The sequence below is a fragment of the Achromobacter sp. genome (assembly GCF_049647645.1).
Taxonomy (GTDB): domain Bacteria; phylum Pseudomonadota; class Gammaproteobacteria; order Burkholderiales; family Burkholderiaceae_B; genus Achromobacter.
Map to the genome: position 1 here is coordinate 37487 of NZ_JBARYB010000055.1, position 16099 is coordinate 53585.

At 64.2% G+C, this 16099-nt stretch carries 11 protein-coding genes; 6 read left to right on the forward strand and 5 right to left on the reverse strand.

Annotated elements, in window-relative coordinates:
* Nucleotide 1 precedes the first annotated feature (1 nt).
* From WBB14_RS06575 to leuC, 5 genes are all read right to left on the reverse strand, one after another.
* Complete coding sequence (locus tag WBB14_RS06575; protein ID WP_424239115.1) at nt 2–1849, reverse strand: type IV pilus assembly protein FimV; 1848 nt, start codon at nt 1847–1849, stop codon at nt 2–4.
* Between the two features lie 258 nt (nt 1850–2107).
* Entirely contained in the window at nt 2108–3238 is a 1131-nt protein-coding gene (asd, locus tag WBB14_RS06580; RefSeq protein WP_424239116.1) for an aspartate-semialdehyde dehydrogenase, read from the reverse strand.
* Between the two features lie 250 nt (nt 3239–3488).
* Complete coding sequence (gene leuB / locus WBB14_RS06585; RefSeq protein ID WP_424239117.1) at nt 3489–4565, reverse strand: 3-isopropylmalate dehydrogenase; 1077 nt, start codon at nt 4563–4565, stop codon at nt 3489–3491.
* A 35-nt stretch (nt 4566–4600) separates the two neighbouring features.
* Nucleotides 4601–5251 (reverse strand): 3-isopropylmalate dehydratase small subunit, encoded by a 651-nt coding sequence (gene leuD / locus WBB14_RS06590; protein WP_424239118.1) that lies wholly within the window; start codon nt 5249–5251, stop codon nt 4601–4603.
* A gap of 25 nt (nt 5252–5276) precedes the next feature.
* Complete coding sequence (leuC, locus tag WBB14_RS06595) at nt 5277–6680, reverse strand: 3-isopropylmalate dehydratase large subunit (RefSeq protein ID WP_424239119.1); 1404 nt, start codon at nt 6678–6680, stop codon at nt 5277–5279.
* Nucleotides 6681–7205: 525 nt separating this feature from the next.
* On the opposite strand from leuC, the gene WBB14_RS06600 reads away from it, so the two are divergent.
* The 6 genes from WBB14_RS06600 to WBB14_RS06625 form a co-directional block, all read left to right on the forward strand.
* Entirely contained in the window at nt 7206–8699 is a 1494-nt protein-coding gene (locus WBB14_RS06600) for a TolC family outer membrane protein (protein WP_424239120.1), read from the forward strand.
* A gap of 24 nt (nt 8700–8723) precedes the next feature.
* A complete protein-coding gene (locus WBB14_RS06605) occupies nt 8724–8936 on the forward strand; it encodes a hypothetical protein (RefSeq protein WP_013392881.1) in 213 nt (70 codons plus the stop codon).
* Nucleotides 8920–11085, forward strand: a complete 2166-nt coding sequence (locus WBB14_RS06610; RefSeq protein ID WP_424239121.1) for a type I secretion system permease/ATPase — start codon at nt 8920–8922, stop codon at nt 11083–11085. The genes WBB14_RS06605 and WBB14_RS06610 overlap by 17 nt, the downstream gene beginning before the upstream one ends.
* Before the next feature lie 7 nt (nt 11086–11092).
* Entirely contained in the window at nt 11093–12514 is a 1422-nt protein-coding gene (locus WBB14_RS06615; protein WP_013392879.1) for an HlyD family type I secretion periplasmic adaptor subunit, read from the forward strand.
* A gap of 19 nt (nt 12515–12533) precedes the next feature.
* Complete coding sequence (locus WBB14_RS06620) at nt 12534–13190, forward strand: helix-turn-helix transcriptional regulator (protein ID WP_424239122.1); 657 nt, start codon at nt 12534–12536, stop codon at nt 13188–13190.
* Nucleotides 13191–13274: 84 nt separating this feature from the next.
* Nucleotides 13275–16099 (forward strand): retention module-containing protein (locus WBB14_RS06625; RefSeq protein WP_424239123.1); only part of this gene is annotated, 2825 nt, incomplete at its 3' end.

Consider the following 16099-nt stretch of genomic DNA (forward strand, 5'->3'; position numbering starts at 1 on the left):
ATCAAATCCGTGGCCCGCCGACACGGTGCGGTTCGTCCGTGGGCGGTTCGTCCAGGTCGAGATTGATGCTGCCGAGCTTGCGGTTCAGCGCCGCCGTATCCAGCGCTGGCTCGTTGAATTCATAGGTTTCCTCGTCATCGTCCTCGCGTCGTGCGCCGGCCCGCCGCAAGAGCCATGCGATGGCGAATGCGATCAGCGCCAGCACCGCAGTGACAATGACGAGCAGATTATCGGCCAGCCATGCGGGCATGTCCGAGGTGAGGCCCTTGTCTGCCGGCTTGCCGGCTGACTGCTCCGACGAGGGCGTGCCCGACGCGCCTGCGGCGGAAGGAGTGCCGGCGGCGCCAGTAGCGCCCGGAGTACCTGCTGCGCCCGGAGTACCTGCTGCGCCTGGAGTACCTGCTGCGCCCGGAGTACCTGCTGCGCCCGGAGTACCTGCTGCGCCCGGAGTACCTGCTGCGCCCGGAGTACCTGCTGCGCCCGGAGTACCTGCTGCGCCCGGAGTACCTGCTGCGCCCGGAGTACCTGCGGTGCCTGGAGTACCTGCGGTGCCTGGAACACCTACTGCACCCGGCGTCCCAGCCGTGCCCGAAGCGCCTGTTGCACCCGAAGTACCCGTCGCACCCGAAGCGCCTGCCGCGCCCGAAGTGCCTGCCGCGCCCGAAGTGCCTGCCGCGCCCGAAGCGCCTGTCGCGCCCGAAGCGCCTGTCGCGCCCGAAGCGCCCGCCGCGCCCGAAGCGCCTGTCGCACCCGAAACGCCTGGCGCTCCAGCCGCGCCCGGCGATCCCGTAGCACCAGCCGCTCCGCCTGCGGCGCCCTGCTGTCCCACCGCCTTGTTCAGATCGTCGACATTGCTTTGCAGTTGGCTCACGCGGCCCTGGACATCGGCCATGGCGCGCTCGGTTGAGGTCCGGGCGTCGGCCCGAGCCTCGGCCTGCGCCGACGCGCTGTCTTGCGCCTGCCCGGAGGACAAGCGCACGCGATCCTGAGGCGGCGAGGCGCTCGCCACCCCGGCATCGGCGGGAGGAGCGACGCTGCCCGAAGCTGCGCCCTGCCCCTGAACCACGGACGGGTTCGCCCCCGCAGCCGCGCCAATGCGCGCGCGATATTTCGCGAACGCATCGGCATGTTCGTTGAAGATGCGGCGCGCCTCGGCCGGATCCACGGCGCGCACGGTTGCGGCATCGGGAATCGTCAGTCGCTGCCCGGCCTTCACCAGATTCATATTGTTCTGGATGAACGCCTCGGGATTGGCGCGCCACAAGGCCACCAGCATCTGATAGACCGATGCGTTGGGCACGGCATTGCGTTGGGCAATGGCGAAGAGATTGTCGCCAGACTTCACGTTGACCGAGCGCGTCCCGGCCGCACGGCCTGGCGTGCCGACCGCTGCCGGCGTGACGTCCGCGCTGGTGCCGCGCAGGGGCACCAGGATGCTGACCTGCACCTGGCGCTGCCCCGAACTGGAGCTGATGTTCAACAGCAGGTCCACCGCGCCGCTTATCGGCGGCTGCGAGGCCCGCACCCGCAGATTCTTACGCGTCGCGTCCAGGCCGTCCTCGACCCGAACCACCATGCTTGCCAACGGAACCGGCGGCTTCAGACCCGCACGTTGCCAGGCGGCCTCGTCCGCCACCGACACTTTGAGCGAGGCGATCTCGTCGGGTGTCAGTTCCTGCAATCCCACCACAGCCTGCAGCGGCGCGCCCGGCGCGGAAACCACCCGCGAATGCCCTACGCGCATGGCCATGGCCGAACTACACACGCTTGAGCCAATCGCCAGCGCAATCGCCCACTGCAGGGCTTTAAAACGGCGGGCATGCTTCACTTGGCGCGAACGCTGGGTCATAAGCTGGAATTCCGTTCTTGTAGTCGACTTGCGGGCTGGAGCCGGCTCACCCCATATAGGTGAGAACAGGCATCAATTCACGGGAAAAGTGTAATGGATCATGCGCATTTCACAAACCTGAAAGGCCCGGCAACGTTTGTTGGCGTGCCGGTCTGCCGCCACAGTGCAGACGCGGGGCAAACGACAAGGGCACCCTGAGGTGCCCTTGCTTGCCTTGCGTGCTTGATCAGGTAGCGCCAAGCGCCGCCTGCAAAAGCATCAGGCCTCAGCCAGCGCGATACGCAGCATGCGGCGCAGCGGCTCAGCGGCGCCCCACAGCAGTTGGTCGCCCACGGTGAAGGCGCCCAGATACTGCGAGCCCATCGACAGCTTGCGCAGACGGCCCACCGGAATATCCAGCGTGCCGGTGACGGCAACCGGGGTCAGCGCGGAAACCGTGGCTTCCTTGGTGTTCGGCACAACCTTGGCCCACTGGGTGCCTTCGGCGATCAGCGCCTCGATCTCGTCCAGCGGCACATCGCGCTTGAGCTTGATGGTCAGCGCCTGGCTGTGGCAGCGCATCGCGCCGATGCGGACGCACAGGCCGTCGATCGGCGTGGCGGGCGTGCCGAAGGCGGCGCCGCGGCCCAGGATCTTGTTGGTCTCGACCTCGGCCTTCCACTCTTCCTTGGACATGCCGTCGCCCAGATCCTTGTCGATCCAGGGAATCAGGTTGCCGCCCAGCGGCACGCCGAAGTGCTCGTGGGGCAGCGCCGAATCCTTTTGCTTGGCCAGCACGCCACGGTCGATTTCCAGGATGGCCGATGCGGGATCGTCCAGCAGCGACTTGACCGACTGGTTGATTTCGCCGAACTGGGTCAGCAGTTCGCGCATGTGCTGCGCGCCGCCGCCAGAAGCGGCTTGGTAGGTCATGGAGGTCATCCATTCGACCAGATCGTTGTTGAACAAGCCGGCCAGGCCCATCAACATGCAGCTGACGGTGCAGTTGCCGCCGATGAAATTGCGCACGCCGCGCTTGAGCGCCGCGTCGATGACGGGGCGATTGACCGGATCCAGCACGATGATGGCGTCGTCGGCCATGCGCAGGGTGCTGGCGGCATCGATCCAGATGCCGTTCCAGCCCGCGCCGCGCAGCTTCGGGTAGACCTCGGAAGTGTAGTCGCCGCCTTGCGCCGTCACGATGATCGGCAGTTTTTTCAGAGCGTCAATGTTGTAGGCGTCTTGCAGCGGACCTGCGCCAGTAGCCCAAGTGGGCGCGGCGCCGCCAGCGTTGCTGGTGGAGAAAAACACCGGTTCGATCAGTGCGAAGTCGTTCTCGTCGCGCATGCGTTGCATGAGCACCGAGCCGACCATACCGCGCCAGCCGACAAGGCCTACTGCTTGATTCATTTCAATCGCTCTTTAAAGGTGTGGAGACTAGGGTCCAGGGGGAAAAAGCCGTGCAATTCAACAATTTATCAGAATGCACGGCCGGATGTTGCGGCGCAACCATAAAAAATAGGGGCCGCAATGGATGCAAGACGCTTTCGAGGCGGCGCCACAACAGCAAAACAAGGGGCGGCCTGACAGGGCCACCCCTTGTGTGGTGCTGGCTCGGCCGCCAGACACGAGCGCCCGGCGGCTGGATCCCAAAAAAGGATCAGGCCAGCGCCTTCAGCACCGCGTCGCCCATCTGCGCCGTGCCGACCTTGGTCGTACCCGCTTCGAAGATGTCGGCAGTGCGCAGGCCATCGGCCAGCACGCGGCGCACGGCGGCCTCGATGCGGTCGGCCTGCGGCGCCAGGTTCAGCGAATAGCGCAGCAGCATGGCGGCGGACAGGATGGTCGCGAGCGGATTGGCAATGCCCTGGCCGGCGATATCGGGCGCGGAGCCGTGGCTGGGTTCGTACAAGCCCTGGCCGCCCGCATTCAGCGAAGCCGAGGGCAGCATGCCGATCGAGCCGGTCAGCATGGCGGCTTCATCCGACAGGATGTCGCCAAAGAGGTTGCCGGTCACGATGACGTCGAACTGGCGCGGGTTGCGCACCAGCTGCATGGCGGCGTTGTCGACATACATGTGCGACAGCTCCACATCGGGATACTCGCGCGCGATTTCGATGACGATGTCACGCCAGAACTGCGAGGTCTCCAGTACGTTGGCCTTGTCCACGCTGCACAGCTTCTTGCCGCGCTTGCGGGCCGATTCGAAGCCGATGCGTGCGATGCGGCGCACTTCGGATTCCGCGTAGCGCATGGTGTCGTAGCCTTCACGCTCGCCCGTGAAGGCGCCGTCGGGCGACGAACGCACGCCGCGCGGCGTGCCGAAATAGATGTCGCCGGTCAGTTCGCGGATGATCAGGATATCCAGCCCGGACACAATCTCGGGCTTGAGCGACGAGGCGCTGGCCAGCTCCGGATACAGGATGGCCGGGCGCAGGTTGGCGAACAGGCCCAGCGCCTTGCGCAGGCCCAGGATGGCCTGCTCGGGGCGGAACTCGCGCGGCAGGCTGTCGTACTTCCAGTCGCCCACGGCGCCGAACAGCACGGCGTCCGATTCCTTGGCCAGGTTCAGCGTGGCCGGCGGCAGCGGATGCTCGAACGCATCAAACGCGGCGCCGCCCACCGGCGCTTCCTTGACCTCAAAGGAAACGTCCAGCGCCTTCAGGACGCGCACGGCCTGCTCGACGATTTCCGGGCCGATGCCGTCACCCGGCAAGACTGCGATGTTGTGAGTCATACAAAAACGATCCTGTAATCAGAATAAGGGTGACATCAGGCGATGGGGCGGCTTTCCAGCCACGGATGGCGGGCCAGACGCTCGGCCTCGAAGGCGCGAATCTTGTCCGACTGGCGCAGGGTCAGCCCGATATCGTCGAAGCCATTGAACAGACAGTACTTGCGGAAGGGTTCAATGTCGAAGCCCATCTCGCGCCCGTCCGCCGCCACCACGACCTGGCGGTCCAGATCGACGCGCAGCTTGTAGCCCGGGAAAGCCTTCACTTCGTCGAACAGGCGCGCGACTTCCAGCTCGGACAGGACAATCGGCAGCAGACCGTTCTTGAAGCTGTTGTTGAAGAAAATATCGGCATACGACGGCGCGATAATGGCGCGGAAGCCGAACTGCGTCAGCGCCCAGGGCGCATGCTCGCGACTGGAGCCGCAGCCGAAGTTCTTGCGCGCCAGCAGCACCGACGCGCCCTGGTAGCGTGGTTGGTTCAGCACGAAATCCGGATTCAGCGGACGCTTGCTGTTGTCCATGCCGGGTTCGCCGTGGTCCAGATAGCGCAGCTCGTCGAACAGGTTCGGGCCGAAGCCGGTGCGCTTGATGGACTTGAGGAACTGCTTGGGGATGATGAGGTCCGTGTCGACGTTTTCGCGATCGAGCGGAGCCACCAGGCCTTCGTGAGTGGTAAATGCTTGCATGATGTCGGTACTCGGTGCTTGACGCTTAACGGAAAGTGCGGACGTCGACGAAATGGCCGGCGACGGCGGCGGCGGCGGCCATGGCCGGGCTGACCAGATGGGTGCGCCCGCCCTGCCCTTGCCGGCCCTCGAAGTTGCGGTTCGAGGTGGAAGCGCAACGTTCACCGGGTTCCAGGCGGTCGGCGTTCATGGCCAGGCACATGGAGCAGCCCGGCTCGCGCCATTCAAAACCCGCCTCGATGAAGATCTTGTCCAGCCCTTCACGCTCGGCCTGTTGCTTGACCAGGCCCGAGCCCGGCACCACCATGGCCTGACGCACATTGGACGCCACATGCTTGCCGCGCGCCACGGCGGCGGCCGCGCGCAGATCTTCGATGCGCGAATTGGTGCACGAGCCGATGAAGACGCGATCCACGCGGATGTCAGTCAGCGGCGTGTTGGGCTTCAGGCCCATGTATTGCAGGGCGCGTTCCATGCCGCTGCGGCGCACGTCATCCTTTTCACGGTCGGGGTCCGGTACGCGGGAATCCACCGGCAGCACCATTTCGGGAGACGTGCCCCAGGTGACCTGAGGCTTGATGTCGCGGGCATTGATCTCCACCACGGAGTCGAACTTGGCGCCCTCATCGGTATGCAAGGTGCGCCAGTAGCTTGCCGCCTGGTCCCAGAGCACGCCGGTGGGCGCAAAGGGACGGCCGCGGAAATATTCGATCGTCTTGTCGTCGACCGCCACCATGCCGGAACGGGCGCCGGCTTCGATGGCCATGTTGCAGACGGTCATGCGGCCTTCGACCGACAGGGCGCGCATCGTGCTGCCAGCGAACTCGATGGCGTAGCCGGTGCCGCCGGCGGTGCCGATGATGCCGATGATGTGCAGGACCACGTCCTTGGCCGTACAGCCGAAGGGCAGTTCGCCTTCGACCTTGATCAACATGCTCTTGGCTTTCTTCATGAGGAGCGTCTGGGTCGCCAGCACGTGCTCGACCTCGGAGGTGCCGATGCCAAAGGCCAGCGCGCCCAGCGCGCCGTGCGTGCTGGTGTGTGAGTCGCCACAGACTACGGTCATGCCAGGCAGGGTCGCACCCTGTTCCGGGCCGATCACGTGCACGATGCCCTGGCGCAGGTCATTCATGCGGAATTCGGTGATGCCGTACTTATCGCAGTTGGCATCCAACGTATCCACCTGCAGGCGGGAAATCGGATCGTCGATGCCCTGGGCGCGGTTCAGCGTCGGCACGTTGTGGTCCGCGACCGCCAGATTGGCGCCCGTGCGCCACGGCTTGCGGCCGGCCATCGCCAAGCCCTCGAACGCCTGGGGACTGGTGACTTCATGCACCAAGTGGCGGTCGATATAGAGCAGACAGGTACCGTCTGATTCCTGGTGGACGACGTGGGCGTCCCAGAGTTTGTCGTAAAGAGTTTGGGCCATGGATGCGCTCTGCAAGTAGACAATCCGGCTCGTGCCGCGCGCGGTTGAAAACCATTCCCGTGCGCCGGCCACTGCGGCATGAGCGAATTATGCACAGGGTCTCAACCTAGTACAACTGCACCTTATATACCAGTATTAACACTACCATGCTAGGAAATGACAGGGGTGACTTCGTCCCACTTTCATGCCCCAACGATGCTGTAGCCAAACAGTTACAGATACAAATTCGGGTATTTAAAACAGATACAAAATTATCAAACCGATATAATCGTTGTTCAGCGCGGACGCCCAAACTGCGAAACAAAACGCAATAAACCGCATTTATCCTGCATTAAACTGGACCAAAAATCTGGAATATAGCGAAATTAGTGCAAATTCAAGCTAATTAAGAGATGATGCGCGAAGAAACTCAAACTGCCGACCGGAAAACTTCGTCAAGAATTAACAAATATTGACTCGTCAAAACTGACATTTCCACACAATATGGCGGCCATTAATTCCTAACTCGACTCGCGAATAATCACTATGGCTTCGTTTTTGCTCAAAAGCACGACTTCGGTCCTTGCCCTGGCATTCGTTCCTGCGGCATTTGCACAGTCATCGGCTCCCGCCTCCGGGCAAGCTGGCGTCACTCTGAACCAGATCGTCGAGCAGACCCTGCTCAGCAATCCGGAAATCCAGGCCAAGTACCACGATTTCCAGGCTTCGCTGGAAGGCCAGGCCGTCGCTCGCGGCGCCTTCTTCCCGCAGATCAATGCGCAAGGCTATGTGGGTCGCGAGTACCGCAGCAACGTGCCCGGAGTCGGGTCGCAGAATTGGAACCGGCCCGGCTACAGCGTGGAACTGCGCCAGCTGATTTTCGACGGCTTCCGCACGAGCAACGACGTCAAGCAAGCCGGCTTCGACAAGTTGGCGCGGTTTTATGACCTGCTGGCCACCAGCGACAACACCGCGTTCGGCGCCGTGCAGGCCTACATCGACCTGCAGCGCTATCGCGACATGGAGCTGCTGGCCCGCCAGAATTACACCCTGCACGAAGAAACGCTCAAGCAGATCGGCGAACGCGCTGACTCCGGCGTGGGCCGCCGCGTCGACCTGGAACAGGCCGGCGGGCGCCTGGCGCTGGCCCAGACCAACCTGATGACCGAAACCGCCAACCTGCTGGACGTGCAGCAACGCTTCCAGCGTGTCACTGGCGCCCTGCCCCCTGACTCGATGCAGCCGACGCCCGATATCGCCAGCAAGCTGCCGGTCAAGCCCGCCGACTTCAACGAGTCGCTGCGCCGCAACCCCAGCTTCCTGTCCAAGCAGGCCGGGCTGCAAGCCGCGCAGGCCGGCGTCGCCTCGTCCAAGGGCGCGTTCTCGCCCAAGTTCGAGTTCGTGGCCTCCACCGGCCGCGACCAGAACGATCCCACGCCCCAGAACCGCGACATCCAAAGTTCCAGCGTCCAGGTCGTCATGAGCTACAACCTGTATCGCGGCGGAGCCGATTCCGCCCGCGTGCGCCAGACCTCCGCGCAGTCCTACGCCGCGCGCGATATCCGCGACTACACCTGCCGCAACGTGCAGCAGGATCTGGCGGTGGCCTGGAACAACGTCGCCAGCCTGAGCCAGAAGCTGCCGTTCCTGCGCGACCACGAAGTAGCCACCACGAAGGTGCGCGAAGCCTACCGCCAGCAGTTCCAGATCGGCCAGCGTTCGCTGCTGGACTTGCTGGACACCGAAAATGAATTGTTCGAGTCGCGCCGCGCCTTGACCAACGGCTTGTACGACCTCCAGCTCGCCCAGTACCGCTGGTTGGCGCTGTCGCACGCGCTGCTGCCGGCGCTGTCGCTGCAGCCCGCGCGCAATGAAATGCCCGAGGAAAACGGCAAGCTGGAAGTCTCCGACGAAGTGATCAAGCTCTGCAATTCCACGGTTCCTGACTCCGCCCGCCTGGCTCCCGTGCGCGTGCAATACAACGAAGGCAATCTGCCGCCTACGTTCATCCCGGTAAACTCGCCCAAAGCCAAACCCTAGGCGACGCAAGCGCAAGGAGACCATATGCAGAAACAGGGCAACGACTTCTCACAACTGGACGCGGATTTTGTCCGCGTCCTGGAAGATCTGATCGACGCGCTGATAGCCAATGGCACCTTGCGTATGACCGACCTGCCTGTGCAGGCTCAACAAAAGCTGACCCAGCGCAAGCAACAGCGCGCGCGCCTCTCCGAACACCTCGACCTGCTGGATGACGAAGATGGACAAGTTATCTGAAACGGCGGCCCGGGAGTGGCGCGCTGACGCGCGCGCGGCGCACGACGACCCTCTGCTGGATTGCCTGGTGGAAATCACCCGGCTGCATGGCGTGACGGCGACGGGACAGGCTTTGTCCGCGGGCCTGCCTCTGGAAGAACACAAGCTGACTCCCGCATTGCTGCCGCGCGCCGCCGCGCGCGCGCAGCTCTCCGCCCGCGTGGTCAAACGCACGCTGGACAGCATCTCGCAGGACCTGTTGCCCGCGATCCTGCTGCTCAACGGCGAGCGCGCCTGCCTGTTGCTGAAAAGGGACGGCGATAAGTATGTTGTCAGCCACCCCGAATTAGGTGGCAGCTCGATGGAAATGAGCGCTGCGGAACTGTCTGCGCAATACACCGGGCTGGTGTGCTTTGTGCGCCCGCAGTTCCGCTTCGACGCGCGCGCGCCCGAAGTCGCCAAGGTACGCGAGCGCCATTGGTTCTGGGCCGCCATCATGGAAAACCGGCGCATGTACCGCGATGCGCTGATCGCTGCCCTGCTGATCAATATCTTCGCAATGGCGATGCCGCTGTTCACCATGAACGTGTATGACCGCGTCGTGCCAAACAACGCCGTCGAGACACTCTGGGTGCTGGCTATCGGCATCACCCTGGTCGTGATCTTCAACATGATCCTGAGCACCGCGCGCTCCCATGTTGTGGACAGCGCCAGCAAGCGGGTCGATGTGCGCCTGTCGGCGCAGATCATGGAACGGGTGCTGGACCTGCGCATGGAAGGCCGGCCGGTGTCGGTGGGCTCCTTCGCCGCCAACCTGCGTTCGTTCGAATCCATCCGCGACTTCATCGCGTCGGCCACCATCACTACCCTGGTGGACCTGCCCTTCATTCTCCTGTTCCTGCTGGCGCTGGCCTGGATCTCACCCTGGATGATCCTCCCGCCCCTGGTCGCGATCGTGCTGATCCTGCTGGTATCGCTGGCCGCGCAGGCCCGCATGGAATCGCTGACCATGGCATCGTTCCAGGCCTCGTCGCAACGCAATGCAACCCTGGTCGAGGCGCTGACCGGCCTGGAGTCTGTCAAGACGCTCAATGCCCAGGGCTCGATCCAGCGCAACTGGGAACGCGCCACCGAATTTATCGCCCTGACTGGCGGCAAGCTGAAGCTGATTTCGTCTTCGACGGTCGGCTTCGTACAGGCCGTCCAGCAACTGGTATCGATCTCCGTCGTCATTATCGGTGTCTACCAGGCGCAGGAATCCGCCATCTCCATGGGCGGCATCATCGCCGCTTCCATGATCGCCGGCCGCTGCCTGGCCCCGCTCGGCCAGGTCGCCGGGCTGCTCATGCAGTACCAGAACGCGCGCACCTCGCTCGGCTCGATCGACAACTATATGAAGCTGCCGATTGAACGTCCGGCAGAAGCCGAATTCCTGCATCGTCCGGTCTTCCACGGCGGCATTGAATTCCGCGACGTTACCTTCAGCTATCCCGGCAGCAAGCAGCCGGTGCTGAAGAAGGTGTCCTTCAAACTGCAGCCGGGTGAAAAAGTCGGCATCATCGGCCGCATCGGTTCCGGCAAGACCACGCTGGAAAAACTGGCGCTGGCGCTGTATCAGCCCACCGAGGGCGCCGTGTTGCTGGACGGCGTAGACGTGCGCCAGATCGATCCCGCCGACGTGCGCCGCGCCATCGGCCACGTGCCGCAGGACCCGCTGCTGTTCTATGGCAGCCTGAAACACAACCTCGCGATGGGCGCGCCCTACGCCGACGACGCCAGCATCCTGGCGGCCGCCAATATGGCCGGCGTCACCGATTTCGCCAACCTGCATCCCGACGGCTTCGACATGGTCATCGGCGAACGCGGCGAGTCCCTCTCCGGCGGCCAGCGCCAGTCGGTGGCGGTGGCACGTGCCCTGATCAACGATCCGCCCATCCTGCTGCTGGACGAGCCTAGCAGCAACATGGACCACCAGAGCGAAGCGCAACTGCGCAAGCGCCTGGGCGAAGCCAGCGCCACCAAGACGATCCTGCTGGTCACGCACCGCACTGCCCTGCTGGACCTGGTCGACCGCTTGATCGTGATCGACAACGGTCACATCGTGGCCGACGGTCCCAAGGAACAGGTTGTCGAAGCACTGCGTCAAGGACGCGTCGGACGCGGAAGCTGAGGAAACCATGCTGAACAATCCCGGCGAAACCCGGCACGGCCTGTTTGGAAGCTTGTGGCGCATGCTGCGCGGCGTCTTCGTGTTCTTCTTCGACCGCCTGCTGGACGGAGCCGAAAAAGGCAAACCCCAACAACGCTCCGACTACGTCGGCAACGCGGAATGGGTCATCCATGAATCCCAGGCGCGTGGCTCGCGCATCCTGCTGTGGGTCAGCCTGCTGGCCACCGGCGGACTGCTGCTGTGGGCGGGTACCGGCAGCATCGACGAAGTCGTCCGGGGCGAAGGCAAGGTCGTGCCGTCGCGCCAGGTCCAGATCATCCAGAGCCTGGACGGCGGTATCGTCGAGGAAATCCTGGTGCGTCCGGGGCAAGAAGTCGAGGCCGGGGAAGTCCTGCTGAAGATCGACTCCACCCGGTTCGCTTCGTCCCTGGGCGAAAATAACGCGGAATACATGTCCCTGCTCGCCAAGGCCGCCCGACTGCAGGCCCTGGCCACCGGCGAGCCCTTCGTGGCCCCCGAGGAAGTACTGACGCAGGCGCCTGGACTGGTGGAAATGGAGCGTAATGTCTGGCAAGCCCGCACCACAGAGCTGAACGCCACGGTCAACGTCGCCCGCGAGCAACTCAAGCAGCGCCAGGAAGACCTGCGCGAAACCATCGCCAAGCGTGACCAGGCCGCAGCGAGCTGCAGCCTGACCTCGCGCGAACTGCAGGTGACCCGTCCCCTGCTCAAGAGCGGGGCCGTATCCGAAGTGGATCTGCTGCGCCTGCAACGCGACGTGGCCCGCTATTGCGGCGAACAGAAAGGCGCCGAAGCCCAGATCGACCGCTTCCAGGCTTCCATCAAGGAAGCGGAAAGCAAGCTGCAGGAAGCCGAGCTGAATATCCGCAACCAGGCCCGCAGCGAACTGTCTGAAACCAACACCAAGCTGGCCACCCTGCGCCAGGGCAAACTGGCGCTGGCTGACCGCGTGAAACTGGCCGAAGTGCGCGCCCCGGTGCGCGGCACGGTCAAGACGCTGTTCAACAACACGGTCGGCGGCGTGGTCCAGCCCGGCAAGGACATCATCGAAATCGTGCCCAAGGACGACACGCTGCTGCTCGAAGTCCGCATCCAACCGCGCGACATCGGCTTCCTGCATGCCGACCAGAAGGCGGAAGTGAAATTCACGGCGTACGACTTCGCCATCTACGGCGGCCTGGAAGGCAAGGTGGAACAGATCGGCGCGGACACCGTGACCGATGAGAAAGGCAATTCCTACTATGTAGTACGGGTCCGCACGGACCGCAGCACGGTAGGCGACAAGCTGTTGCCCATCATCCCCGGGATGGTGGCGGAGGTTCATATCCTGACAGGCAAGCGCACGGTGCTGCAGTACCTGCTCAAGCCCATACTGCGCGCCAAGGCGAATGCCTTTACCGAACGTTGAAGGAGGGCTGCAAGGCTTTATGAAACCCGTTCCTGTTCTGTTGATTACGCACGACGACCTGTTGTGGCAGCACTGGCGTGGCCTGAACTCGGCCCGCTGGCTGGCGGCCCGCGGGCGCGGCCTGGCCGACCTGCAGCGCTGGCGCGAACAGGGCCGTACGCTGGCGGTCTTGGACGCGGACCTGCCCCGCCTGCCGTCCTGGCAAGACCCCAGCTGGGCCACGACCTTGGCAGACATGCACGTGGTTGTCGCCAGCCCCAGCCCGAACGACGAGCAAGGCACCCGGGTCCTGGGCGCCGGCGCGCACGGATACTGCCACGGCTATGCGTCGGCAGCTTCGCTGTCCCAGGCGCTGGAAGTCGTCGCATCCGGCGGCATCTGGATGGGCCGTTCCCTGGTGTCGCGGCTGCTCAAACTGGTCGCCGAACGCGCCCAGGATGCGCACTCCTGGGACGGCGGCGTGCTGACCGAACGTGAAATCACCGTCGCCCGCTATGCCTCCAGCGGCCAGGCCAATGCGCAGATCGCCGAAGCCCTGGGCATTACCGAACGCACGGTCAAGGCCCACCTGTCAGCCGTTTTCGAAAAGCTGGGCGTAACCGACCGCCTGCAGCTCGCCCTGCTCGTTCACGGCATTTCAGCCCCCGCCGACGCCAAAATCAAAATTACTTCCTGATACTGTCCTTGAGGACAATATCCCGCGCCGGCGGCGCAATCTAGTATCTGGCCATCTTGGATAACTCCCTGAAACGGAACCAACATGGCCAACACCTCCCCCGCAGTCGTCAACGAAATCTCCGGTCGCGCGTGGATACGCAATAGCGACGGTTCTCTGACCGAACTGCATCAAGGCAGCAAGGTCCCCGCCGGCAGCGACGTCGTCACTGCCTCGGGCGCCACGGTTTCGCTTCAGGTTGAAAACGGCATGCCTATCGTCATCGGCGAAGGCCGCGAGGTCGCGGTAACCGGCGACATGACCGGCCCGCTGGCCGACCCGTCCGAAGCGGCGGTGGCCCCGCCCTCCGGCACCGACTCCGACCGTCTCCTGGCCGCCCTGCGCGACGGCCGCGATCCGTTCGACGAACTGGATCCCACCGCAGCCGTCTTGACCGGCGGCGGCCCTGACGGCGGCAGCAGCTTCGTGCGCTTGGCCCGCATTCTGGAAACGACCACGCCGCTCGACCTGGCTTACCCGAACCCCAGCCGCGGCCAGGAAATCCTGCCCCGCCTGTCCGGTACCGGCGCCGGCGCCGGCGGTGACGATGACGCAACCCCAGCCACCGTCAATACTCCCCCCAACGCGCTGAACGACGCTGCCAGCGGAGACCAGAACAGCCTGGTGCGCGGCAACCTGCTGCTGAACGACTCGGACCCCGACGGCGACCCGCTGGCGATCGTCTCGGTCAGCGGCCGCCCCATGACCCCGGCCGGCATCACGGTCAACGGCAGCAACGGCGGCACATTCACGGTCCTGCCCGACGGCAGCTACGTCTTCACCCCGGGTAACGAATACGGCCATCTGGCCGTGGGCGAAACTGCCACCAGCACCATTTCGTACACCATCACGGATCCCAGCGGCGCCACCTCCACGGCGACCGTCGTCGTGACGATCACCGGCACCAACGATGGCCCGGTCTCCACCGCCATTGCCGACACGTCGGGCATCGACGCCCAGACGGGTGTGAGCTACAACGTCTCCAGCCATTTCTCGGACCCGGACACCAGCGACAAGCTCACCTTTACGGCCACCGGCCTGCCGCCCGGCCTCACCATTGATCCGAACACCGGCATCATCACCGGCACCATCGACCACTCCGCCTCGCAAGGCGGCAACAACGGCGTCTACACGGTAACGGTGACCGCCACCGACCCGTCCGGCGCCACGACTTCCCAGGACTTCAACTGGGACGTCACCAATCCCGCACCGACAGCAGCCAACGACAACGGCACCACGGATGAGGACACCACACTCAACGTCGACGCCCAAAACGGCGTCCTGGCCAACGACGTTGACCCGGATGGCGATACCCTGACCGTCTCGCAAGTCAACGGCGCCACCGGCAACGTCGGCACGCCGACGGCCGGCTCCAACGGCGGCACGTTCACCCTGAACCCCGACGGCTCGTACTCGTTCAACCCCGGCAACGCCTTCCAGCACCTGGCTGCCGGCCAGACGGCGACCAGCTCGATCACCTATACCGTCACGGACGGCCAAGGCGGCACCAGCTCCGCCACGCTGACGGTCGAAATCACCGGCACCAACGACGCGCCGACCGCAGTTGCCCTGCAGAACCAGGACAACATGGACGGCGATGTCGTCAACTACAACCTGTCCGGCTTCTTCAGCGACCTCGATGACGGCGATTCCCTGGTCTACTCGGTCGACCACATCCCCGGCGGGCTGAAGTTCGACCCCACTACCGGTACTTTCACCGGCCAGTTCGCCAACTGGGCGTCCGATCACACCAATACGGGGGTCAAGGGCGAGTACCTCATCACCGTGACCGCCACCGACAAGTCGGGTGCGACCGTCTCCCAGACCTTCGTCTGGACCGTGGGCAACCCTGTCCCTGTCGCTACCAATGACGAAGGCACCACCGGTGAAGACAAGCCCCTGGTCGTTGACCACGTCACAGAAGGCGTACTGGGCAACGACAGCGATCCGGACGGCGACGCCATGCACGTCTCGCAGGTCAACGGCGTCGACGCCGACGTAGGCCAGCCTGTCGTAGGTTCCAATGGCGGCACATTCACGCTGAACGCCAACGGTACATACACGTTCAATCCCGGCACGGCGTTCCAGTACCTGAATGATGGCCAGACGGCGACGACGTCGATCACGTACACCGTGTCCGACGCGCAGGGCGCGACCAGCACGGCCACCCTGACCATTACGGTCACTGGGCAGACCGACGCTCCTCCGGTGATCACGCCTGAAGACAGCGACGGCGACGTTACCGCTGGCCACAACAATGTGGCCGAAGCCTCCGGCGCCACGGTCACCGGCTCCGTGACCGTATCCGCCGAGGCTGGCATCAACAAGGTTACCGTCGGCGGCAAAGACGTCAGCAACGCCAGCGCCGCCAACCCGGTAGTCATCACCACCGACAAGGGGGTGCTGACCATCACCAATTACGACGCCACCACTGGCAAGATCACATACTCCTACAAGGAGACTGGCGGAGCTGCCGATCACTCTAACGGCGACGATTCGGTACGCGACCTCGTCCAGGTTTCCGTCACGGACTTCGCCGGCGAGACCCGTAGCAATGACCTGGTCATCCAGATCACCGACACAGCTCCTGAGGCCAAGCCCGACACCGCTTCCGTCACGGAAGACACCGCGCTGACCGCCACCGGCAACGTCATCAGCGGCACCGGCGCCGACACCCTTGGCGCGGACGCCACCAACGTCGTGGGCGTGGCCAAGGGCACGGTCGCCGCCGGCCAGAACGTCAACGGCAACGTCAACACCGCAGTCAACGGCGAGTACGGCAAGATCGTCCTCAAGGCCGACGGCTCCTACACCTATGAGCTGAACAACAACGACCCGCGCGTGAACGCGCTGCTCGATGGCCAACAGCT

Excerpts from the sequence above, each read along its gene's own strand:
- WBB14_RS06600 (WP_424239120.1), top strand. The coding sequence starts at position 7,206 with ATGGCTTCGTTTTTGCTCAAAAGCACGACTTCGGTCCTTGCCCTGGCA.
- leuD (WP_424239118.1), bottom strand. The coding sequence starts at position 5,251 with ATGCAAGCATTTACCACTCACGAAGGCCTGGTGGCTCCGCTCGATCGC.
- leuC (WP_424239119.1), bottom strand. The coding sequence starts at position 6,680 with ATGGCCCAAACTCTTTACGACAAACTCTGGGACGCCCACGTCGTCCAC.
- leuB (WP_424239117.1), bottom strand. The coding sequence starts at position 4,565 with ATGACTCACAACATCGCAGTCTTGCCGGGTGACGGCATCGGCCCGGAA.
- asd (WP_424239116.1), bottom strand. The coding sequence starts at position 3,238 with ATGAATCAAGCAGTAGGCCTTGTCGGCTGGCGCGGTATGGTCGGCTCG.
- WBB14_RS06615 (WP_013392879.1), top strand. The coding sequence starts at position 11,093 with ATGCTGAACAATCCCGGCGAAACCCGGCACGGCCTGTTTGGAAGCTTG.
- WBB14_RS06575 (WP_424239115.1), bottom strand. The coding sequence starts at position 1,849 with ATGACCCAGCGTTCGCGCCAAGTGAAGCATGCCCGCCGTTTTAAAGCC.
- WBB14_RS06610 (WP_424239121.1), top strand. The coding sequence starts at position 8,920 with ATGGACAAGTTATCTGAAACGGCGGCCCGGGAGTGGCGCGCTGACGCG.
- WBB14_RS06605 (WP_013392881.1), top strand. The coding sequence starts at position 8,724 with ATGCAGAAACAGGGCAACGACTTCTCACAACTGGACGCGGATTTTGTC.
- WBB14_RS06620 (WP_424239122.1), top strand. The coding sequence starts at position 12,534 with ATGAAACCCGTTCCTGTTCTGTTGATTACGCACGACGACCTGTTGTGG.